The 20169-nt window shown below is 68.0% G+C and carries 18 protein-coding genes; 15 read left to right on the top strand and 3 right to left on the bottom strand.

Going from position 1 to position 20169, the window contains the following annotated elements; all coding sequences use genetic code 11:
* Nucleotides 1-140: 140 nt before the first annotated feature.
* From osmF to JAN5088_RS16880, 8 genes are all read left to right on the top strand, one after another.
* Nucleotides 141-1049, top strand: a complete 909-nt coding sequence (gene osmF / locus JAN5088_RS16915; protein ID WP_055684021.1) for a glycine betaine ABC transporter substrate-binding protein OsmF — start codon at nt 141-143, stop codon at nt 1047-1049.
* Nucleotides 1050-1060: 11 nt separating this feature from the next.
* Nucleotides 1061-2233 carry an ABC transporter permease gene (locus JAN5088_RS16910; protein WP_055684020.1) on the top strand — a complete coding sequence of 391 codons (1173 nt, stop codon included), beginning with the start codon at nt 1061-1063 and terminating at the stop codon, nt 2231-2233.
* On the top strand, nt 2230-3165 hold the full coding sequence (locus JAN5088_RS16905) for an ABC transporter ATP-binding protein (RefSeq protein ID WP_055684019.1): 936 nt from the start codon (nt 2230-2232) through the stop codon (nt 3163-3165). Before JAN5088_RS16910 ends, JAN5088_RS16905 begins: the two co-directional genes overlap by 4 nt.
* Entirely contained in the window at nt 3162-3896 is a 735-nt protein-coding gene (locus JAN5088_RS16900) for an ABC transporter permease (protein ID WP_055684018.1), read from the top strand. Before JAN5088_RS16905 ends, JAN5088_RS16900 begins: the two co-directional genes overlap by 4 nt.
* A gap of 144 nt (nt 3897-4040) precedes the next feature.
* The gene (locus tag JAN5088_RS16895; protein WP_055684017.1) at nt 4041-4298 is read left to right on the top strand and encodes an antitoxin; all 258 of its coding nucleotides are present in this window, start codon (nt 4041-4043) and stop codon (nt 4296-4298) included.
* Nucleotides 4295-4699, top strand: a complete 405-nt coding sequence (locus JAN5088_RS16890) for a type II toxin-antitoxin system VapC family toxin (protein WP_055684016.1) — start codon at nt 4295-4297, stop codon at nt 4697-4699. The genes JAN5088_RS16895 and JAN5088_RS16890 overlap by 4 nt, the downstream gene beginning before the upstream one ends.
* Before the next feature lie 295 nt (nt 4700-4994).
* A complete protein-coding gene (locus JAN5088_RS16885; protein WP_055684015.1) occupies nt 4995-6461 on the top strand; it encodes a sensor histidine kinase in 1467 nt (488 codons plus the stop codon).
* Between the two features lie 739 nt (nt 6462-7200).
* On the top strand, nt 7201-8346 hold the full coding sequence (locus tag JAN5088_RS16880; protein WP_082430090.1) for a PLP-dependent cysteine synthase family protein: 1146 nt from the start codon (nt 7201-7203) through the stop codon (nt 8344-8346).
* 455 nt (nt 8347-8801) lie between these two features.
* Here the strand turns inward: JAN5088_RS16880 and JAN5088_RS16875 are convergent, their stop codons facing one another.
* Nucleotides 8802-9491, bottom strand: coding sequence for a hypothetical protein (locus tag JAN5088_RS16875; protein ID WP_055684014.1), 690 nt, complete (start codon nt 9489-9491; stop codon nt 8802-8804).
* Between the two features lie 383 nt (nt 9492-9874).
* Here JAN5088_RS16875 and JAN5088_RS16870 point away from each other — a divergent pair, with 383 nt between their 5' ends.
* The 3 genes from JAN5088_RS16870 to JAN5088_RS16860 all read left to right on the top strand — a co-directional run bounded on the left by JAN5088_RS16870 (nt 9875) and on the right by JAN5088_RS16860 (nt 13344).
* Nucleotides 9875-11179: an AAA family ATPase gene (locus JAN5088_RS16870; protein WP_055684013.1), complete on the top strand. Its 1305-nt coding sequence runs from the start codon at nt 9875-9877 to the stop codon at nt 11177-11179.
* The gene (locus JAN5088_RS16865) at nt 11176-12282 is read left to right on the top strand and encodes a ParB/RepB/Spo0J family partition protein (protein WP_055684012.1); all 1107 of its coding nucleotides are present in this window, start codon (nt 11176-11178) and stop codon (nt 12280-12282) included. Before JAN5088_RS16870 ends, JAN5088_RS16865 begins: the two co-directional genes overlap by 4 nt.
* A gap of 168 nt (nt 12283-12450) precedes the next feature.
* Nucleotides 12451-13344: an SDR family oxidoreductase gene (locus JAN5088_RS16860; RefSeq protein WP_055684011.1), complete on the top strand. Its 894-nt coding sequence runs from the start codon at nt 12451-12453 to the stop codon at nt 13342-13344.
* A gap of 21 nt (nt 13345-13365) precedes the next feature.
* Here the strand turns inward: JAN5088_RS16860 and JAN5088_RS16855 are convergent, their stop codons facing one another.
* Nucleotides 13366-15003: a GMC family oxidoreductase gene (locus JAN5088_RS16855; protein WP_055684010.1), complete on the bottom strand. Its 1638-nt coding sequence runs from the start codon at nt 15001-15003 to the stop codon at nt 13366-13368.
* Between the two features lie 150 nt (nt 15004-15153).
* Here JAN5088_RS16855 and JAN5088_RS16850 point away from each other — a divergent pair, with 150 nt between their 5' ends.
* The 4 genes from JAN5088_RS16850 (at nt 15154) to JAN5088_RS16835 (ending at nt 19176) form a co-directional block, all read left to right on the top strand.
* Nucleotides 15154-15924, top strand: a complete 771-nt coding sequence (locus JAN5088_RS16850) for an IclR family transcriptional regulator (protein WP_055684009.1) — start codon at nt 15154-15156, stop codon at nt 15922-15924.
* A gap of 183 nt (nt 15925-16107) precedes the next feature.
* A complete protein-coding gene (locus JAN5088_RS16845) occupies nt 16108-16665 on the top strand; it encodes a TRAP transporter small permease subunit (protein ID WP_055684008.1) in 558 nt (185 codons plus the stop codon).
* Entirely contained in the window at nt 16662-17981 is a 1320-nt protein-coding gene (locus JAN5088_RS16840; protein ID WP_055684007.1) for a TRAP transporter large permease, read from the top strand. Before JAN5088_RS16845 ends, JAN5088_RS16840 begins: the two co-directional genes overlap by 4 nt.
* Nucleotides 17982-18063: 82 nt before the next feature.
* The gene (locus tag JAN5088_RS16835) at nt 18064-19176 is read left to right on the top strand and encodes a TRAP transporter substrate-binding protein (protein ID WP_082430086.1); all 1113 of its coding nucleotides are present in this window, start codon (nt 18064-18066) and stop codon (nt 19174-19176) included.
* A gap of 615 nt (nt 19177-19791) precedes the next feature.
* Here the strand turns inward: JAN5088_RS16835 and JAN5088_RS16830 are convergent.
* Nucleotides 19792-20082 carry an alkaline phosphatase gene (locus JAN5088_RS16830; protein WP_442354557.1) on the bottom strand — a complete coding sequence of 97 codons (291 nt, stop codon included), beginning with the start codon at nt 20080-20082 and terminating at the stop codon, nt 19792-19794.
* Between the last annotated feature and the right edge of the window lie 87 nt (nt 20083-20169).

The following is a 20169-nucleotide window of genomic DNA, read 5'->3' as shown; positions in this document are numbered from 1 at the left end:
CGGGATATCTGTCGGGCCGGAGGGATAAATCCGTCTCGGGGGCTGGCCATGCCTTCACTTGGGCGCAGATGCTTCTACCATGTCGATCTGGATCTCCGCAGCCGGGGGTCCGAACCATGGCGTCAAGGAGTCTGCCTCTCATGAAAGTCCGTCTGTTCCTTTGTGCGGTCAGCATGTCGATCCTGACAGGGTCGCTTGTGAACGCCGATATCGTCGTCTCTTCCAAGATCGATACGGAAGGCGGCCTTCTGGGCAATGTCATCGCGCTGGCGCTCGAAGATGCCGGCCTGCCGGTGCAGCGTCGCCTGCAACTGGGCGGCACGCAGGTGGTGCGGGAGGCGCTGCTGGCCGACCAGATCGACATCTATCCCGAATACACCGGCAACGCGGCCTTCTTCTTCAACGAAGGGGACAGCGACGTCTGGAAGGACGCCGGGGCCGCCCATGCCCGCGCCGCCGAACTGGACAGCGCGCAGAACGACATCGAATGGCTCGACCCGGCGCCCGCGAACAACACCTGGGCCATCGCCGTGACCGGCCCGGTCGCGGAGGAGAACAACCTTTCCACGATGTACGACTTCGGCGCCTGGGTCGCCGGCGGGGGCGATGTGAAACTTGCGGCCTCGACCGAATTCGTCTCGTCGCCCGCGGTTCTGCCGGCGATGCAGGACACCTACGGGTTCGCGCTTTCGTCGGACCAGACGGTGATCCTGTCGGGCGGCGATACCGCGGCGACGATCCAGGCCGCGGCGCGGGGCACCTCGGGTGTCAACGCGGCGATGGTCTATGGCACCGATGGCGGTGTGGGCGCGACTGGGCTGGTGGTGATGGAGGACGACAAGGGCGTGCAGCCGGTCTATGAGCCGACGCCGATCGTGCGCGCCGAGGTGCTGGAGGAGTATCCGACGATCCCCGAGGTGCTCGATCCCATCTTCGCCGGGCTCGACATGGTCACGCTGCAAAGGCTCAACGGCCGGATCCAGGTCGGCGGCGAGCCGGCCGAAGCCGTGGCGCGTGACTATCTGACCCAAACCGGCGTTCTGGACTGATCGCCCGCGCCGTGTCGCTCCAGGGGCCTTGGGCGGTCCTGTCCGCACCGGGGCTCCTGTTCGCCGCCCTGGGGCTGGCGGCCCTGTCGATGCCGTTCATGACGCTGTCCGCCAACCGCATCGTCGCGGGCGACGGGGTCCTTGCGTGGCGGGTTGCCGATCCTTCCGCGACGCTGCCCGGCCTTGCGGCGATCGTGGCTGGGCTCATGCTGGGGTTGCCGTCGGGCCGGACGCGCCTGCACCTCGCCGGGGCGGTGCTCGGGCTGGGAGGCGTGTTGTGGGTGCTGATGCAGGGCGCATCGGCGCTTCTGGACGGAGCGGGAGATTACGCGCGGGTGTCCCCCTCGGTGGGGTTCTGGTTCCTTCTCGTCGTTCTCATGCTGTTGATGGCGGACGCCTTGGCGGCCATGACGCCGCGGCCGCTTCTGCGGGCTGCGTTCCTGGCCGCGGCATTGGTGGCCACGGCGGCGATCCTGTCGTCGGGGGCACTGTCGGATCTGTCTGTCATGCAGGAATATGCCGGGCGCCGCGACGCTTTCAGAAGCGAGTTCCTGCGGCATCTCGGCCTTGCCTTCGGCTCGCTCGCCGCGGCCACGATCATCGGCTTTCCCCTTGGCATCCTGTGCCATCGCCGGTCTCGGCTACGCAACGCCACCCTGCCGGTTCTCAGCTTTCTGCAGACGATCCCGTCCCTGGCGATGTTCGGCCTGATGATCCCGATCCTTGGTTGGGTCGGCACGACGGTCCCGGGCGCGCAGGCCATCGGCATCGCGGGCATCGGCTTCGCGCCCGCCTTCGTGGCACTGCTGCTTTATTCGCTGCTGCCGGTCGTGGGCAACACGGCGGCGGGGCTGGCCTCGGCACCCGCCGCCGCGATCGAGGCCGCGCGCGGCATGGGCATGACACCGCGTCAGCGCCTGATGCGGGTCGAGCTTCCCCTGGGCCTGCCCATCGTTCTGACCGGGCTGCGCATCGTGCTGGTCCAGAACATCGGCCTGGCCGTCATCGCGGGCCTGATCGGCGGCGGCGGGTTCGGCACATTCGTCTTCCAGGGGCTGAACCAGACGGCGACCGACCTCATCCTGCTGGGCGCGCTGCCGACGGTCGTTCTGGCCCTCGTGGCGGCGATCGTGATGGACATCCTGGTGGAGCTGGCCCGCCCGACGCAGACGGTGACGCAATGATCGAGATCGACCGCATCACCAAGGTCTATGATGGCGCCAAGGCCGTGGATGCCGTCTCGATGACGGTGGAGACCGGCACGATCACCGTCATCGTCGGCACCTCCGGTTCCGGCAAGACCACGCTTCTGCGGATGATCAACCGTCTGGAGGAGCCGACATCGGGCGAAGTGCGGATCAACGGCGAGTCCACCCTGTCCGTCAAGCCGCACATCCTGCGGCGCCGCATCGGCTATGTCATTCAGGGCCACGGCCTGTTTCCGCATCATACGGTCGCGCGCAACATCGGCGCCGTGCCCCGGCTTCTGAACTGGCCGCGCGAAAAGATCGAGGCGCGCGTCGATGAATTGCTGACCCTCTTCTCCATGGATCCGGCGCAGTTCCGCGACCGCTATCCTGCCGAATTGTCGGGCGGCCAGCAGCAGCGCGTGGGCGTCGCGCGCGCGCTGGCGTCGCGGCCGGACCTGTTGCTGATGGATGAGCCGTTCGGGGCGCTGGACCCGATCATCCGGGCCCGCGCGCAGGACGACCTGCGCCATATCCAGCAAAGGCTCGGCTCGACCATCCTTCTGGTCACGCACGACATGGAGGAAGCGATCCGCCTCGGTGACCGCGTGGCGGTGATGGACGGCGGCAGGCTGGTGCAGCATGCCACCCCGGCGGAACTCATCGCCCGCCCCGCATCTGCCTTCGTGGCCGACATGGTGGGCAACGTGGAGCGGCCCCTGCGGCTGCTGTCGCTGATCCCGGTGTCCGAGGCCGTGGAGGACGGTCCCGCCGAGGGCGAGCCATTGCCCGCCGGATCAAGCCTCCGCGACGCGCTGTCCGCCTGCCTGTGGACCGGGCGAACGGCGGTCCCGATCCACCGGGACGGCACATCCGCGGGGCGTGTGACGCTCGACGCGATCCGGGCGCGCGCGGGACTGCACGAATGAAGGTCGGCACGGTCCTGCGACCTGCTCTCGTGGCCCTGCTGCTGGCACTGATCCTGCGGCCCGAATGGTTCACGCCGGTCTTCGCGCCGCTGGCGCCGGAAGGCGGCCCCGTGATCTATGAACGCACCTCGCTCCTGTCGCTCTCGCTGAGCCATCTGGGCATCGTCGCCGCCGCCTCCGCCGCCGCGACGGTCGTCGCGGTGACGCTGGCCATCCTCGTGACCCGCCCGGCGGGGGCGGCGTTCCGTCCGCTGTCGCGCTCGATCGCCAACATGGGGCAGACCTTTCCACCCGTTGCCGTGCTGGCGCTGGCCGTGCCGGTCCTGGGCTTCGGGGCCGGGCCGACGCTGGTGGCGCTGTTTCTCTACGGTCTGCTGCCCATCTTCGAGAACGCGATAGCCGGACTGACCACCCTGCCGCCCGCGACCATGGAAGCCGCGCGGGGGATCGGCCTCAGCCGCTGGCAGCGCCTGATCCGGGTGGAACTGCCGCTGGCGCTGCCGGTGACGCTGACGGGGATCCGGCTGTCCGTCATCATCGCACTGGGCACCGCGACGATCGGCTCGACCGTCGCGGCGCGCACGCTGGGCGAAGTCATCATCGCCGGACTTCTGACCAACAACACCGCCTTCGTGCTGCAGGGAGGACTGATCGTGGGGCTGTTCGCAATGCTGATCTACGACGCCATGGTGCAGATCGAACTGCGCCTTGCCCGGCGCATGGGGCTGTAGGAACGGCCGGATCTTCGTTTGAACGAATGCGCATCGCGGGTAGAAACAAGAGGGTCCTCGGTCGATCGATGCTGCGCGCCCTTGAACGGCGGTCACGCAAGATGTATATGCACAAGCATATGCAACCCAGCGGGGGAGGTCGCCGTGCCGCAGCAACAGTCGTCGTCGCGTGAAGCGAAGCTCTTTCGCAACAACAAAAGCCAGGCCGTTCGCATTCCGGCCGATTTCGAACTGCCCGGCACCTCGGTGATGATCCACCGGGACGGGGACCGGCTGGTGATCGAGCCTGTGCGCCGGAAGAACCTGCTCGAGGTGCTGGCCGGGCTCAAGCCGCTCGCGCCGCAGGACGGGTTTCCCGACATCGACGACGATCTGCCGCCGGTGAGGGACGTCGACTTGTGAGCGAGGTCTACATGCTGGACACGAACATCGTGTCCGAACTGGCTCGAAACCCCCGGGGGCGCGTGTCCCACCGCATCGCCGAGGTCGGGCCGGACGCGATCTGCACGAGCATCGTCGTCGCGGCCGAGTTGCGCTTCGGCTGTGCCAAGAAGGGGTCCGCGAAGCTGACGACCCAGATCGAGGCGATACTGGAAAGCATCCCGGTGCTTGCGCTCGACCTGCCGGCCGATGCGGAATACGGCCGCATCCGCAACGCGCTGCAACTCGCGGGAACGCCGATCGGGCCCAATGACATGCTCATCGCCGCCCATGCCCTCGCCTCGGGAGCGGTCGTCGTGACGGCGAATGTCGGAGAGTTCAGCCGGGTTCGGGGGCTGCGTGTCGAAAACTGGATCGGTTGAGCCGAAAGAGGGTCGATGGCGGCGGTGAACGGGGAATGGTGCACAGCTCCGACCCCGGACGGCCCATGACGTGAAGCCATGGTGCTCGACGGGCCGGATGGGCAAGCCTCCTGCCGCAACGCCGCCTCGTGAAGGCGCGGCCCATGCCGAGGGTGTTCGGGTTCCCGGCTACCGGCAAGGCGGTCTGTCGGATGAGACGAAAACTTCGGAAAAATGCTGGTGACAGCAATGTTGATTTCGGTTCCGGAATTCGTTTATCTCGCGCATTCGGCATCGAGGGGACGGGATCAGGGGCATGAGTTCGGGGCAGGACGGCCGGGATGACGGTCTGGTCGACGAAGCCGGCCTCCGTGCGGCCCTGGACCAGGCGCCGATCGCCGTCCTCCTGTTCCGGTCGGACGAAAGACTGACGCTTGTCTGGCGCAACCGGGCCCACGCCGTCATCTCGGGATCCGTCGGCCGCGACGTGGCCGGCCAAGGCATGTTCCAGGCCTTTCCCCCGACCGAGGAAGACGGCGGCGCCGCTGCGATGGATGCCATCCGCGACGCGGTCGACCGCATTCGCGCCACCGGCATGCCCGAGGAAATCGGCCCCTACCGCTTCGACATCCTCAGGACGGATGGCACCTACGCCGAACATCACTGGCAGATGCGCCTGTCGCCGGTCCAGCGGCAGGACCGTCTGGTGGCGATCCTTCAGATCGCGCAGGACGTCACCGCGACCGTGCTGTCGGATCGGCTGTCGGAGTCCCTGCGCCGCGCCGCGCAATCGACCGCGGCGCTCAGCTATTTCAGCTTCGACCCCGAAACCGGGCGCTTCGATCGCAGCACCGCCGTCGACGAGATGTTCGGGTTCGGGCCCGGCGAGATCGGCGACGATGCCGGCCCCTTCTTCGACCGCGTCCACCCCGATGACGTCGGTGGCGTCCACGCGGAGGTGGAGCGGGTGTTCGCTGCGCCCAAGGGCGAAATCGCCTCCTTCGACTACCGCGTCCGGATCCCCGACGGGTCCGAACGGTTCATCCGCATCCGCGGCGAAATCGCGACCGATCCCGCCGACCGGCGGCCGAAGCTGGTGGGAACCTTCATCGACCTGACCGACATCGAGGAGAACCGCCGCGCGCTCGAGCGCGAGAACGCCATCCGCGAGACGCTGGTCGCCGAGGCCAATCACCGGATCAAGAACAGCCTTGCCATCGCCCTGGCGATGATCCGGATAGAGGCGCGCGCCCTCAAGTCCGACGATGTCTCGGTCGGGGAGGCGCGGGACGCCCTCAAGAACCTCGAGGCGCGGGTCCGCGCCATCTCCAGCATTCACGGTCTGATGCAGATGGGCGATCGGCAGACGACGGTCTCCCTCCGGTCGTTGATGGAGCGGATCGTCGAATATACGCGCGACAGCGCCAGCCTCGGGACGGATGATCTGGTCCTTCAGGGTGTCGAGGACGACCTGTCGCTGAACAGCGATGAGGCGGTGACGCTCGCGCTGATCCTGAACGAGCTTCTGACCAATGCCCTGAAATACGGCATCGCACGGGCGGGGCCGTCCGATATCCGCCTGTCCGCGGGGATCGGGTCCGACGGCGTGCGGATCACCCTGTCCAACGCCATCGTGGAATTGCGCAAGGACGGAGCCATCCCGTCCTCCCGGCTGGGCTCGCTGCTCATACGGCAACTGGCGCCGCAGATCGGCGCCGAAATCGCCTCGCGCTCGGATGGGGCGACCTATACGACGACGATCCACATGCCGATCCCGAAGTAGCCGGGTCGACGCCTGCTCCGTCGCACCCAAGTGCGACCGGCATGACCGGATAGAACGAACCCGACGCCGGCTTCATCCTGGCCTTGTCCCCCTCACGCCCGCAAGGTTCCACGCTCGGCAAACACCATCCGGTTCTCTCCTCGCGGACAGCCAGAGCGAAATCGCGGATCGAACCGCGGCGACGCACGCCACGTTTCCGCGTCGAACGCCGGCCGCGCTCTGGTGGCGCAGGGAGAAAAAGGTCGTGCCGAACATCAAGATCACCAAGGCCCCGACCGAAAAGGCCGATTGTGTCCGGAAAGCGGATGCGACGATCTCGGAGGGGAAGCCTGACAGGAGGATCGACGCCCTTCATGCGATGTCGCCGGACACCATTCCCGACGTCCCGCCCGCGGGCGCCCTCTTGCCCGACATGCAGAACGACACACGGACGTTGCGGGCGAAGGTCCAGGCACGATCGTCCTCAAGACCTCGTCCGGCACGTCGCACGCCTCGGCCAGAGCCGCCATCGACGCGTGTGCAGGACAGGCGACTGGATCGGCGGCTTGACGCGTCGCCACCTGCCCGCGCGCAGGGCACGGCATGGCGCAGACAAAGAACGTCATGCCGCGTGGGTGGCGACCACATCATCCGCGCGCGACATGACTTCGACGTCGTGGGCCGCTATGCACGGCCTGATGGACGCGGCTCGCAGGCGGCCGTTCGACTTCAGCGCGACGCGGCAGCAGGACATGGCAAGATGACCGAGCATCAGCAACAGAAGGCCCCGGCCGACCCGTTCCCGCCCCTGCCCGATCGGGTCCGGGACGACTGGCAGCGACGGGCCATCCGCATCCTGCAAGGCGACGCGCGACGCTCGGCCGATACCCACCTCATCAACCCCAGCTTTCCGGGCCTTGACGGAATATCCATCTACCTCAAGGACGAAAGTACCCATCCCACCGGCAGCCTGAAGCACCGGCTCGCAAGATCGCTGGTGCTCTACGGCATCTGCAACGGCCGCATCGGGCGCGGCACGACGCTGGTCGAGGCATCCTCCGGCTCCACCGCCGTGTCCGAAGCCTATTTCGCCGACCTTCTCGGCCTGCCCTTCATCGCGGTGATGCCGCACTCGACCTCGCGCCAGAAGATCGCGGAAATCAAACAGTTCGGCGGCCAGTGCCATTTCGTGGACAATGCCGCGATGGTCTACGACTGCGCGCAGAAGATCGCGGATGAGACGGGTGGCCACTATCTCGACCAGTTCACCAACGCCGAGCGGGCGACGGACTGGCGCGGAAACAACAACATCGCCGAAAGCATCTTCGAGCAGATGGAGGGCGAGGAGAACCCCGTTCCCGACTGGATCGTGATGAGCCCGGGCACAGGCGGCACCTCGGCCACCCTCGGACGCTACATCCGCTATCGCAACCTGCCGACGCGGCTTTGCGTGGTCGATGTGGAACATTCCGCCTTCTTCGACTGCTATCGCAGCGGGGACCGGAGCGTGACCTGCCCGCGGCCTTCCCGGATCGAAGGTATCGGCCGGCCGCGCGTGGAGCCGTCCTTCCTGCCCGATGTCATCGACCACATGATCCGCGTGCCGGACGCCGCCTCCATCGCGGCCATGCGGATCCTGTCCGACCGGATCTTCCGACGGGTCGGCGGGTCGACCGGCACCAACTTCTTCGGCCTGTGCTGGATCGCGTCGCAGATGATAAGGCGCGGGCAGACCGGCTCCCTCGTCTCGCTGATCTGCGACAGCGGCGCGCGCTACACCGATACCTACTACAACGAAGACTGGCTCGCTTCGGAAAAGCTCGATCTGGCCCCCTGGACGGATGCGCTTGAGCGGTTCCTCGCCACCGGAAACCTCGACCTTCCCGCTCGCCCGGAGGCATCCTGATCCCGAACCGTGTCGCGCCGACCGGCGGACGGCCTCTCCCTTTCCGGGGGCGGATTCCCATGACCTGACTGTCGAAGGTCCAGGCCGTGGGGTGCTGGCCCAGCAGCTTCGTGCATTGCGTTCCCTCGCCGCAAAAGGTGACGCCACGCCCGAACCGGTCGGGCTCCGCCTCGCCGCTCCGGCCGCAGTATCCCGCAAGCCCCCTGCCCCACAGGCTCGAACCGCCGAGCCCCCCCTTCCACCCCTGTCTGGCCGACCACCTCTACCGGAACGAGGTCGAGACCCGCATCGACAGCGAACTCGACGCGATGATCGCCACCGCGCGCGCGCGAGGAGGGCAAGGAGGGCAACACGCTGGCTGGCGGTCGCCATCGTCGCCGTGCCGGGTCTGGACTGCATCGTCGTGCTCGACGCGCCCGGGCTGACCGCGCCCTGACGCCCGCCCGCCGGCACCGTCAGGCCAGCACCTCGACCGACGAGGCCACCCCCCGCGCCAGGTCCGCCAGCGTTCCCGCCAGATGCGTCCGCACGAAGGAGGCATGGAAGGCGGAGGGCGCCCGCAGGCGCAGCACGCCGTCGGCCACGCCCTCGAACCGCAGCGGCGCGATCCAGGCCGCATGCGCCGCCGCATCCGCCGCCCGGAACCGTGCCGCGACCTCGCCCCAGGGCCCGGTCATGCCCGCCTCACCGCCGGGACCGGACCCTTCGGGAAAGGGAATGACGTTGGCCCCCTGCCCTTCCGGCACAGGCCCCGCCAACCGCGCCTCGAAATCCGGGCCGACCGCGCCCCAGGCTCCGCACGTATCCGCCAGGATCGCCGGCACGCCCAGCCCGTAGCAGGCCACCCTGCCCCGCGCCGCCGGATGCCGCAGGACCAGCCAGCCGCGCTCGCGCAGCTTGGCCATCTCGCGCTTGACGGTGCGTTCGTCCACCGCCCAGAGCGCGGCGATCTCGCGCTGGCCGGTGCTGAGCCGGTCGTGCCGCCAGTCATAGCGCGCCGTCACCAGCGTCATCAGCCGCAGCACCAACCGCTGTGCATGCTTGTCCGACCGGCAGGCATGCGCCCCGAGGGCCGTCAGCAGGTCGTACTTGAAGGCGGGGCCCCTGCCCTGCGCCGTGCCCGCCGGGCTGCTCGCCCCCGCCATCGCCGCCCCTCCGGTCGTTCTTCATTCATTATGCCGGATTAGCGTTGTGAGCAGCCTCCCTGTCAAGAGCCTCCCTTTCCCTTCGCCCATTCCTCCAGAAGAATCGGTATGGACAGGTATTGGGGGACGGGCTGGGTGTCCCCCAATGAGCACACCGTGTCTCCTCAATCCCTGGGGGCCTCGCCGGGCTGTCCCCCCAAGATCGGCCCGCTTCGTCCCGCAACCGCGAATCACCTTCGACCCGCCCTGCCCCGCTGGCCCGCCCGCCCGGCGCCTTTTCCCCGCGGGGAAAGCCGAACCCTGCCACAGCGTGATCAAAGATTGCAGGATCGTCAACTTCGGCGTAATCCGGTTTCGATGATGCAAGAACGTTGAGGTAGGACATGTTCGATCACGCCGATCTCGGGGCGCTGCGGGATTCGTCGCTGCGGATGCAGGGGCACATCCGCCGGCAGACCTTCTCGCCCGAGCATGCCAAGACGCTGCGCCGCTTCTCCTCCTGGGAGGTGTCGGAGCTGATCTTCCGCGTCAATCAGAACACGTTTCGCGGCCGTCTCGCCGCCGACCCCTCGCTGCCTTCGGGCGAGGTCGAGCCCGATGGGCGGCAGCGCTGGTTCTCGCTCGAGGAGATCAACGAGTTGCGCCGCCGGATGCGGATCAACCGCAAGTCGCTCCAGCCGGAACGCCCCGCCAACCGCCGCGCGGTCCGCGTGGCCGTCGCCAACTTCAAGGGCGGCGCGGGCAAGTCCACCACCGCGCTGCATCTGGCCCATGCCGCCGCGCTCGACGGCTATCGGGTGCTCTGCATCGACTTCGACCCGCAGGCCACGCTGTCGCATTCGATGGGCCTGACCGACGTGACCGAGGAGCAGACCGTCTGGGGCATCATGGCGCGCGATCTGATGCGCGAGACCGAGCGCATGAACCGCGTGGCGGAAGGCGCCGAATCGGGCCGTGCCCTGCCCCGCCGCCGCGTGCCCGCCTCGATCGCCGAGACGGGCCTGGGCGATCTGCGCGTGGGCGACTTCATCCGCCCGACCTGCTGGCCGACCATCGACATCGTGCCCTCCTGCGCCAATGCGGCCTTCGTCGAGTTCGCTTCGGCGCAGTACCGCCACGTCAATCCCGACTGGTCCTTCTTCGCCGCCGTCGAACGCTGGCTCGATGCGCTGCCGCCCGACGGCTACGACATCGTCATCTTCGACTGCCCCCCGGCCATCGGTTACCAGAGCATGAACGCCGTCTTCGCCGCCGACATCCTCTATATCCCCTCCGGGCCTGGCTACTGGGAATACGACTCCACCACCTCCTTCATCGGGCAGCTGTCGGAGGCGCTCGCCGACCTGGACGATTTCGAGACGGGGACGGATTTCCCCGCGGGGAAATCGCATAAGGCGTTCCTCGACGTGCGCTTCCTACTGACGCGCTACGAGCCCGGAAACGAGTTGCACCGGGCGATGCGCGACGCTTTCGGCAAGGTCTTCGGCGACCGGATGACCGCGCATCCGATCGAGCATACCCGTGCGGTCGAACAATCGGGCCGCTTCCTGTCGTCGGTCTATGAGATCGATTACCGCGACATGACGCGCGAGACATGGCGACGCGCCCGCTCGACCTTCGATGCGGCCTATGACGAGTTCAAGACCCACGTCCTCGCCGCCTGGACCCAGCTGGAGGAACTGCCATGAGCCGCAAGCGCCGCGTCTTCGACGTCGATCTGCCCGAGGAACCGGCGGCGGATTTCCCCGCGGGGAAAGACGACCTGCCCGCCGAATATGAATCCAAGGCCATGTTCCCCCGCCGCCGCGGCCCGATGGCCGCCGCCATCGGCGAGACGGGCGATGCGCTGCGCCATCGCAAGCAGGTCGAAGCCGACATCCGGGCCGAGAACGACGCGCTAGCGCATGAGTTCGTCCGCCTCAAGCGCGAGGGGCTGGTGGTGGACCGCGTGCCGGTCGAGGAGGTGAACGTGCACCGGCTGGTGCGCGACCGCTCGACGCGGGGCGATCCGGACCTCGACGACCTCAAGACCTCGCTGCTGGCCATCGGCCTGTCGAATCCGATCCGCGTCGCGCCGCGACCCGGGGGCGGGCACGACCTGATCGAAGGCTTTCGCCGGCTCGCGGCCTACAAGGCGCTGCTGGAGGAGACGGGCGACCCGCGGTGGGCGCGCATCCCGGCGGCGCTGCTGACCGACGGCGAGGGGGAGGGCGCGCTCTACCGGCGGATGGTGGACGAGAATCTGGTCCGCAAGGATATCTCCTTCGCCGAAATGGCCGCGCTCGCCATCGCCTACGCCGACGACCATGTCGATGGTTGCGCCGACGTGGACGAGGCGGTGAACCGTCTCTACGCCTCGACCTCGGCGCAGAAGCGGTCCTACGTGCGGCGCTTCGCGCTGCTGCTGCGCCGGATGGGCAAGGCGATCGAGCATCCGGAGGCGCTTCCCCGCGCGCTCGGCCTGAAGCTTGCCGATCTGATCGAGGGCGACATCGACGCCATGAACCGCCTTCTGGGCGACCTGAGCGCCGCCCCGAACCGTGACGCGGCGACCGAAGGGGCGATCCTGCGCGCCGCCGTGGAGGGGTTCACCGCCGCGCCCAAGCCGCGCGGGGCACCCAAGGCGGCGCGGCGGGGGCGGGTGTCGCTGTCGGTGCCGGTGGGGCCGGGTGCGCGCTGCACGGCGGCCGACGGCAAGGTCGAGATCCGGGCACGGATGGATTTCTCGAACGTGCCGCAGGACCGCCTGCAAGCGGCGATCGAGGCGTTCTTCCGCGAGTTGGAGCGTTGATTTCCCCGCGGGGAAATCGCCGCTCCGGCTACGGGTCGCGCCAGGCCGCGGAGTGCCGGGCGGGCAGGGGGCTCGGCCCTGCGACGTGAAACCTTCGTCGGGCCGTGAACAAGGACGCGCGTCGGGTCGTTGAGGGATCGCCGCGCTGAACAGCCCAGGGAGGAACCCATGGCCGACCGTTACAAGATGCAGGACCCGCGACAGCAGTATCCTGAACCCCCGTTCCCCAAGCAGCCCCAACCCGCGCCGGGGCTGGCCAAGAAGCTCGAGCCGCCGGCGGATCACGGCGAGGACAGCTATGAGGGCTCGGGTAAGCTTTCCGGGCGCAAGGCATTGATAACAGGAGGGGATTCCGGCATCGGGCGCGCGGTCGCCATCGCCTTCGCGGGCGAGGGGGCGGATGTCGCCATCTCCCATCTGCCCGAGGAGCAGCCCGACGCCGACGAGGTGATTGCCCTGATCGAGAAGGCGGGGCGCAAGGGCATCTCGCTGCCCGGCGACGTGAGCGAGGAGAGCGATGCCCGCGACCTGCCCGGGCGTGCGGCGGAGGAGCTGGGCGGGCTCGACATCCTGATCGTCAATGCGGGGCATCAGAAGTTCTTTGAATCGTTCGAGAAACTGACCAGCGACGACTTCGACACGACGATGCGGACGAACCTTTACGCGCTGTTCTGGATGACGCAGGAGGCGGCGAAGATCATGCCCGCCGGGGGGTCGATCGTCACGACGGCCTCGACCCAGGCCTATGATCCCTCGGCGTCGATCCTGCATTACGCCGCGACCAAGGCCGGCATCGTCGCCTTCACCAAGGGGCTGTCCTCGGAGTTGATCGAGAAGGGCATCCGCGTCAACGCGGTCGCACCCGGCCCGATCTGGTCGCCCCTCAATCCCAGCGGCGGATCGCCGCAGGAAAAGGTCGAGAAGTTCGGCGGGTGGAGCACCTTCGGCCGTCCGGGGCAGCCGGTGGAACTGGCGCCGGTCTACGTTCTGCTGGCGTCGCAGGAGGGCAGCTACATCACGGGCGAGGTCTACGGCGTCACGGGCGGCGCGGGCATCGCCTGAGCGGCGCAGGCGGGCGCGGCATCAGCGGGCGCCCGCGGCCTGCGGGGCAGGGGAGGGGGCGCGGCGGTCGGCCAGGATCAGGTCGCTCGCCTTTTCGCCGATCATGATGGCCGGGGCATTGGTGTTGCCCGAGACGATTTCGGGCATGATCGAGCAGTCCGCCACGCGCAGGCCCGCGATGCCGTGGACGCGCAGCCGGGCATCGACGACCGCCTGGCGGTCGGCACCCATCCGGCACGTCCCGGTGGGGTGGTAGATCGTGGTGGCCGAGTTGCGCGCCCAGTCGAGCAGCGCCGCGTCGTCCTGCGCGGCGGGGCCGGGTCGGAACTCGGTCGTGATCCTGCCGGCGAGCGGCGGTTCGGCGGCGATCCGGCGCGCGATCTTGATGCCTTCGACCATGGTTCGTTGGTCGGTTTCCGTGGCGAGATAGTTGGGATGGATGGCGGGATAGGCCGCCGGATCGGACGACTTCAGCCGGATCTCGCCCCGGCTTTCGGGGCGGAGCTGGCAGACCGAGGTGGTGAAGGCGGAAAACGGGTGCACGCCTTCGCCGGGGCTGTCGGCGGACCAGGGCTGGACGTGGAACTGGATGTCGGGCGTGTCGACGCGGTCGGAGGTGCGAAGGAAGCCGGTGGCGAGGCTGGCGGCCATGGTCATCGGGCCGGACCGGAACATCGCGTATCGGAGCGCGATGCCGGCCTGGTTCATCAGGCTGCGAACCTCGTCGTTGAGCGTCTTTTCGTTGCACTTGTAGACAAGGCGCGCCTGCAGGTGATCCTGCAGGTTGCGGCCCACGCCGGGCAGGTCGGCGGCGATGTCGATGCCGTGGTCGCGCAGATGCGCCGCCTCGCCGATGCCCGACAGCATCAAAAGCTGCGGCGAGCCGATGGCACCGGCCGAGAGGATGACCTCGGCGCGGGCGTCGGCGGTCCTTTCGGTGCCGCTCCGGTCGCGGAAGGCGACGCCGGTGGCGCGGCCGTCCCGCACGACGATGCGCGCGGCCTGCGCGTGGGTCACGATGCGCAGGTTCGGCCGCCGACGCACCGGGTTCAGATAGGCCACGGCCGCGCTGCACCGCCGGCCCTTGCGCGCGGTGAGCTGGAAGTAGCCCACCCCTTCCTGCGCCGCGCCGTTGTAGTCGGGGTTGAAGGGGAAGCCCGCATTCTGGGCCGCGGCGACCCAGGCGTCGCAGATCGGCCGCGACAGGCGCATGTTCGAGACATGCAGCGGCCCGTCGGCGCCGTGGTAGGCGTCGGCGCCGCGTTCCTGCCCCTCGGCGCGCTTGAACAGCGGCAGGACGTCGTCCCAGCCCCAGCCGGCGTTGCCCATCTGCCGCCAGCGGTCGTAATCCTGCGGCTGCCCGCGCACGTAGAGCAGCCCGTTGAGCGACGAGGAGCCGCCCAGCACCTTGCCGCGCGGCCAGCCGAGCCGGCGGCCGTTCAGGCCGGGGTCAGGCTCCGTCGTGTAGCACCAGTCGACGGAGGGGTTGTTCATCGTCTTGAAGTAGCCGACCGGGATGTGGATCCACGGGTTCCAGTCGCGCCCCCCCGCTTCGAGCAGGATGACCCGGATCGCGGGGTCCGCGCTGAGGCGGTTCGCCAGCACGCAGCCGGCGGAGCCCGCGCCAACGATGACGTAATCGGCCGTCAGGCTGTCCATGCCGGTCTCCTCTGGACGGAATGCCTGAAGAAGCCGTAGCATGTCGATAAATGAGACCGCAAGTTTCAATTACTGCGAGCGTCTTGGGGCAGCCTTCCGGATGCCGCCGTTTCGTGGTCTGAAGTGCCGTCGCCAGAGGGGAGCCGCGCCGTGACCGATGCCGATCAAGCCACATCGCTTCCCAGTCTGCGCTTGCTGCTGGTCCTGGAGGGGGTCGCGCGGGCCGGGGTGCCGGTGACGCCGACGGAAGTGAACGAGGGTCTGGGCCTGCCCAAGCCGACGATCCACCGCCTGTTCGCGACGCTGGAGGAGGCCGGATTCCTGCAGCGCGACATAGACGGGCGAAGCTATACCCCCGGCCGCCGGATGCGGGAGATCGCGGGCGGCATCCTGTCGTCGCTGCGGGTGCGGACGGCGCGCATCGCCATCCTGACCCGGCTGGCCGGCGAGATCGGCGAGACCTGCAACATCGCGCTGCCCGACCGGACGGCGATGACCTATCTCGAACGGGTCGAGACGGAATGGCCGCTGCGGATCCAGCTGCCCATCGGCACGCAGGTTCCGTTCCACTGCACCGCCAGCGGCAAGATGTATCTCAGCACCCTGACCGAACGGCATCTGGAGCGCTATCTGGCGGCGGCCGACCTGGAGGCGCATACGCCCGCCACGATCACGGAACCACAGCGGCTGCGGGCCGAATTGCGCGACATCCGCAAGCGGGGGCATGCGACCGATGCGGAGGAGTTCATCGGCGGGATGGTGGCGCTGGCCGTGCCCGTGCTGGAGACCAACGGGCGGCTGATGAGCACGCTGTCGTTCCATGCGCCGACGCAGCGGTTCGACCTCGACCGGGCCCTGGCCTTCGTGCCGCAGATGCGGGCGGCTTCGGCCGAATTGTCCCGGCTGATCGTCGCGGACTGATCGCCGCCCGCGCGGGGGAATCGCCCGCCCCCGATTCGGTCCTGCGCGAAAAACATTGCGAATCGTTGCAAATCTCTGCTCAATGAGCCTGGAAGTCTCGTTTTTTCCGAAACGGGAGAGCGGAGCGGGGGCCGGGTAGGGGCCGCCTTGCCCCGCGTCACGCGGATCAGGGAGGAGCCGCGGATGTCCATGAGCGAGGCGCACGAGCGCCGATTGCGACGTGCAACGCGGATCCTCGATATTCCGGGGATGATCGTCGGCAAGGCCGCGGCCTGGCTCATCGTGCCGATGGTGGGCGCGCTGGTCTACGAGGTGATCGCGCGGTTCGTGTTCAACAGTCCGACGATGTGGGCCTATGACGCGACCTTCATGCTCTACGGGGCGCTGTTCATGCTGGGCGCGGCCTATACGCTCGGGCTCGACAGCCACGTGCGGGCGGATTTCCTGTTCAACATCCTGTCGCCGCGGTGGCAGGGCATCATCGACGGGGCGTTCACGCTGTTCTTGTTCTTTCCGGCGATGTATTTCTTCACCGTGGCGACGTTCGAATATGCCGCGACGTCGTGGCAGCAGGGCGAGCGCATCCCCACGAGCCCGATGATGCCGATCATCTATCCGCTCAAGTCGGTGATGCCGCTGACGGGCGCGCTTCTGTTCATCCAGGGCATCTCGGAACTGCTCAAGAGCTACTACAGCATCGCGTCCAACCGGCGCTTCCGCGACGAGGACGGGCACCCATGAGCGACGCGGTCCTCGGTCTGGTCGCCCTCGGCCTCGCCTTCGTCGGCATCCTGACCGGATACCCGATGGCCTTCACCTTCATCTTCATCGCGCTGGTGTTCGGCTGGTTCGGCATGGGCGAGCGCGTCGTCTCGCTGATGCAGTTCCAGTTCTTCGCGCTGATGCGGAACACGACGCTGGCGGCCGTTCCGCTGTTTCTGTTCATGGGGTTCATCCTGGAGCAGTCCGGCCTGATGGAGCGCATGTTCAAGGCGCTGCGGCTGTTGCTGGGGCGGGTGCGGGGATCTCTCTTTCTGGTCGTGCTGCTGGTGGCGACGGTCTTTGCCGCCGCGACCGGCATCGTCGGTGCCTCGGTCACGGTGCTGGGCGTGATGGCGGCGCCGATCATGCAGAACTCGGGCTACGACATCCGCATGTCGGCGGGCGCGATCGCGGCGGGGGGGACGCTGGGCGTACTGATCCCGCCGAGCATCCTGCTGATCGTGATGGGGCCCGTGGTGGGCGTGCCGGTGACGGACCTGTTCACGGCCGCCATCGTTCCGGGCCTCATGCTGTCGACCGTCTACATCATCTACACGCTCGTCCGCAGCTATCTGAACCCGGACCTGGGGCCGCCGCTGACGGCCGCGGAAATCAGCGAGACCACGGCCGCCGAAAAGTTCCGGGAGCTGTTCTTCGGCGTGATCCCGGTGATCGTCGTCATCACCTTCACGCTGGGCGTCATCATCGCGGGCATCGCCACGCCGACGGATGCGGCGGCAAGCGGGGCGCTGGCCTCGCTGGTGCTGGCGCTTCTCTATCGCCGGATGAGCTGGGCCGCGTTCAAGCGCTGCGTCTACAGCACGCTCGTCCTGTCGGCGATGATCATGTTCCTTCTGGGCTCGGCCAACTTCTTCGGGGCGGTCTTCTCGCGGCTGGGCAGCGCGCGGCTCCTGACCGAGTTCCTGCTGGCGCTGCCGTTCTCGCCCACGGTGATGCTGCTCATCATCCTGGGCATCGTCTTCGTGCTGGGCTCGCCGCTGGAATGGATCCCCATCGTCCTGGTGATCGTGCCGATCTTCCTGCCGACGATGGTTGAAATGGGGTATGACCCGCTGTGGTTCAGCATCCTCGTGGCGGTCACGCTCCAGACATCGTGGCTCACGCCGCCGATGGCGCTGTCGGCCTATTTCCTCAAGGGCGTCGTGCCGCAATGGAAGATGAGCGACATCTACGTCGGCATGACGCAGTTCGTCGCGCTGCAGCTTTTCGTCGTGCTGCTGCTGGTGGCGTTTCCGGAACTGGTGCTGTGGCTGCCGCGGGCGCTGGCGAATTGAGGAGGAGGGCAGGGCAGGGGGCCGCGACGGCACGAAGGACCAGGCGGCCCGACAATCGCAATCGACAGGAGGAGGATAACAGATGACGAGAACTTTGACGGGCGCGGGCGCCATCGGGATTGCCGCGGTCTTCGCGGCTGGGGCGCTGCACGCGCAGGACGAGACCCATACCATCAACATCCAGACCGCCGTTCCCAATTCGAGCCTGTATTTCAAGCTGACCGAGGATTTCGCAGAACGCGCCGAAGCCATGTCCGGCGGCCGTCTGCAGATCGAGGTGCTGCCGGACGGGGCCGAGGTCTCGGCCTTCGAGATCCTTGATGCGGTCAGCAACGGCGTGATCGACGCGGGCTATGCCTGGCCGCACTACTGGTCGGGGAAACATTCGGCCTTCGTGCTGTTCTCCAACGTGCCGGCGAGCACGGGGATGGACCAGCCCTCGCTGATGTCATGGTATTACGCCGGCGAGGGACGGGAGCTTTATACCGAACTCGTGCAGGAGGTGATGGGCCTCGACGTCGTGCCGTTCCTCGTGCAGCCGATGGGGCCGGACCCGCTGGGCTGGTTCTCGCGGCCGTTCGAGAGCATGGAGGAGTTCCGCAGCATCAAGTATCGCGCCCCGCCGGGGATCGCGGGGCAGACCTACAACGCGATGGGCGTGCCCGCCGTGGCGATGCCGGGCGGCGACATCGTCCCCTCCGCGCAGCGCGGCACCATCGATGCGGCCGAATGGATCGGACCGGCGGACGACAAGAACCTCGGCCTGAGCAACATCTGGGAATACTACTATCTCCAGGGCCTGCACCAGCAGACCGACGTGGGCGAGCTTCTGATCAACGGCGCGCTCTGGGAGGGGTTGCCGGACGATCTGAAGGCGATCATCGAGACGGCGGCGCTGGCCAATGTGGCGATGACGAACGCCACCAACCTGCACGAGAACGCGCTGGCCGTGCGCGACTACGAGGAACAGGGGATCAACGTGCTCGACACGCCCGAGGAGTACTACGACCTGTTCATCGAAGCGCAGAACGAGGTCGTGCAGGACTATATCGACGGCGACGAGTTCTTTGCCCGCGTCTACAACTCGCAGGCGGACTTCGCCGAGATGGTCTATCCCTACCATTCGCGCGTCATCGCGCTCCAGAGCGCGGTGGTGAACGGCGCCGCCGAAGTGCGGGGCGAGACGAAGGAATAGCTTCGGCCGCAAGAGACCGCGGCAGGGCAGGGGAGGGCCGCCGGGGGACCGGCGGCCCTTTCCATCGGCGCCCCCGGTGCTGTCGGGCGCGATGCGGGCGGATGGCCCACGCGGCCGGTTTGCCCGGGATGGGCCATCGGCGGGCCGACCGCCGCGCGGGGTGGGCGGGGGTCTCTGCGTGTCGGCCAACTGCCGATCCGGCGACGCCGAAACTGCGGCGCGGGCACGTCTCGACCGATGGAGCGACGGACGATCCCCGACATCCTTGCCGTCACCGGGTCGGACCCGTGCGGCGGCGCTGCCATGACGGACCCGGGTCCACACTCATGCCGGCGCGTCCTTCGAGGCGTGGGTGAGGGGGCATGAACCCGGTCGAGCGGTCCGGTGCGGGTGGCCGATGCTCCGACGGGCGCCCCCATGCGGACCCGTCTTGCGGCCTCGTCGTGGCACGAAGGGAGCTTCCGGCACGGCGCCTGTCGCCGTCCGGGCGTGCCTTCGGCGGCCGGGACGCAGCCGGAGATGGCCCTGCCCTGCCCTGACCCCGTGTCTCACGCGATCCGGTCATCCGGCGCAGGACGGCAGGTGCCGGCCGTGGGGCCGGCACCTTTTCTGGCCTTATTCGGCCTCTACGGCGTGCTTCATCACGTGATAGACATAGCTCTGCTCGACGGTGCCGTCGAACAGATGCGCCCAAGGCCCGCTTGCGTAGATCGCCACGTCGACCGGGGAATGCGTCTCGGACGAGAGGGGAAGCGTCGCCTGCTGCAGGTAGTCGGGATCCTGCGCCTGCTCCTGCGTCAGCACGGGCCGGGTTCCGAAATAGCTGCCGTCCGCCTGTTCGGTGACGACGGCACCCAGACCGTTCATGTAGCCGATGGCCGTATAGGGCTTGCCGTCGAGACCCAGTTCGAGGTCGGCCGAGTGTTCCTCGCCCGCATCGTCGACGCTGTGGCACAGGCCGGTGATCGGCGATCCGCGNCCGCAGTAGCCGTT

Origin of the sequence: Jannaschia rubra, from assembly GCF_001403735.1 — a bacterium.
Classification (GTDB): domain Bacteria; phylum Pseudomonadota; class Alphaproteobacteria; order Rhodobacterales; family Rhodobacteraceae; genus Jannaschia; species Jannaschia rubra.
Note: the sequence above shows the minus strand (reverse complement) of the source record. Positions and strands in the feature narration are given on the sequence as shown.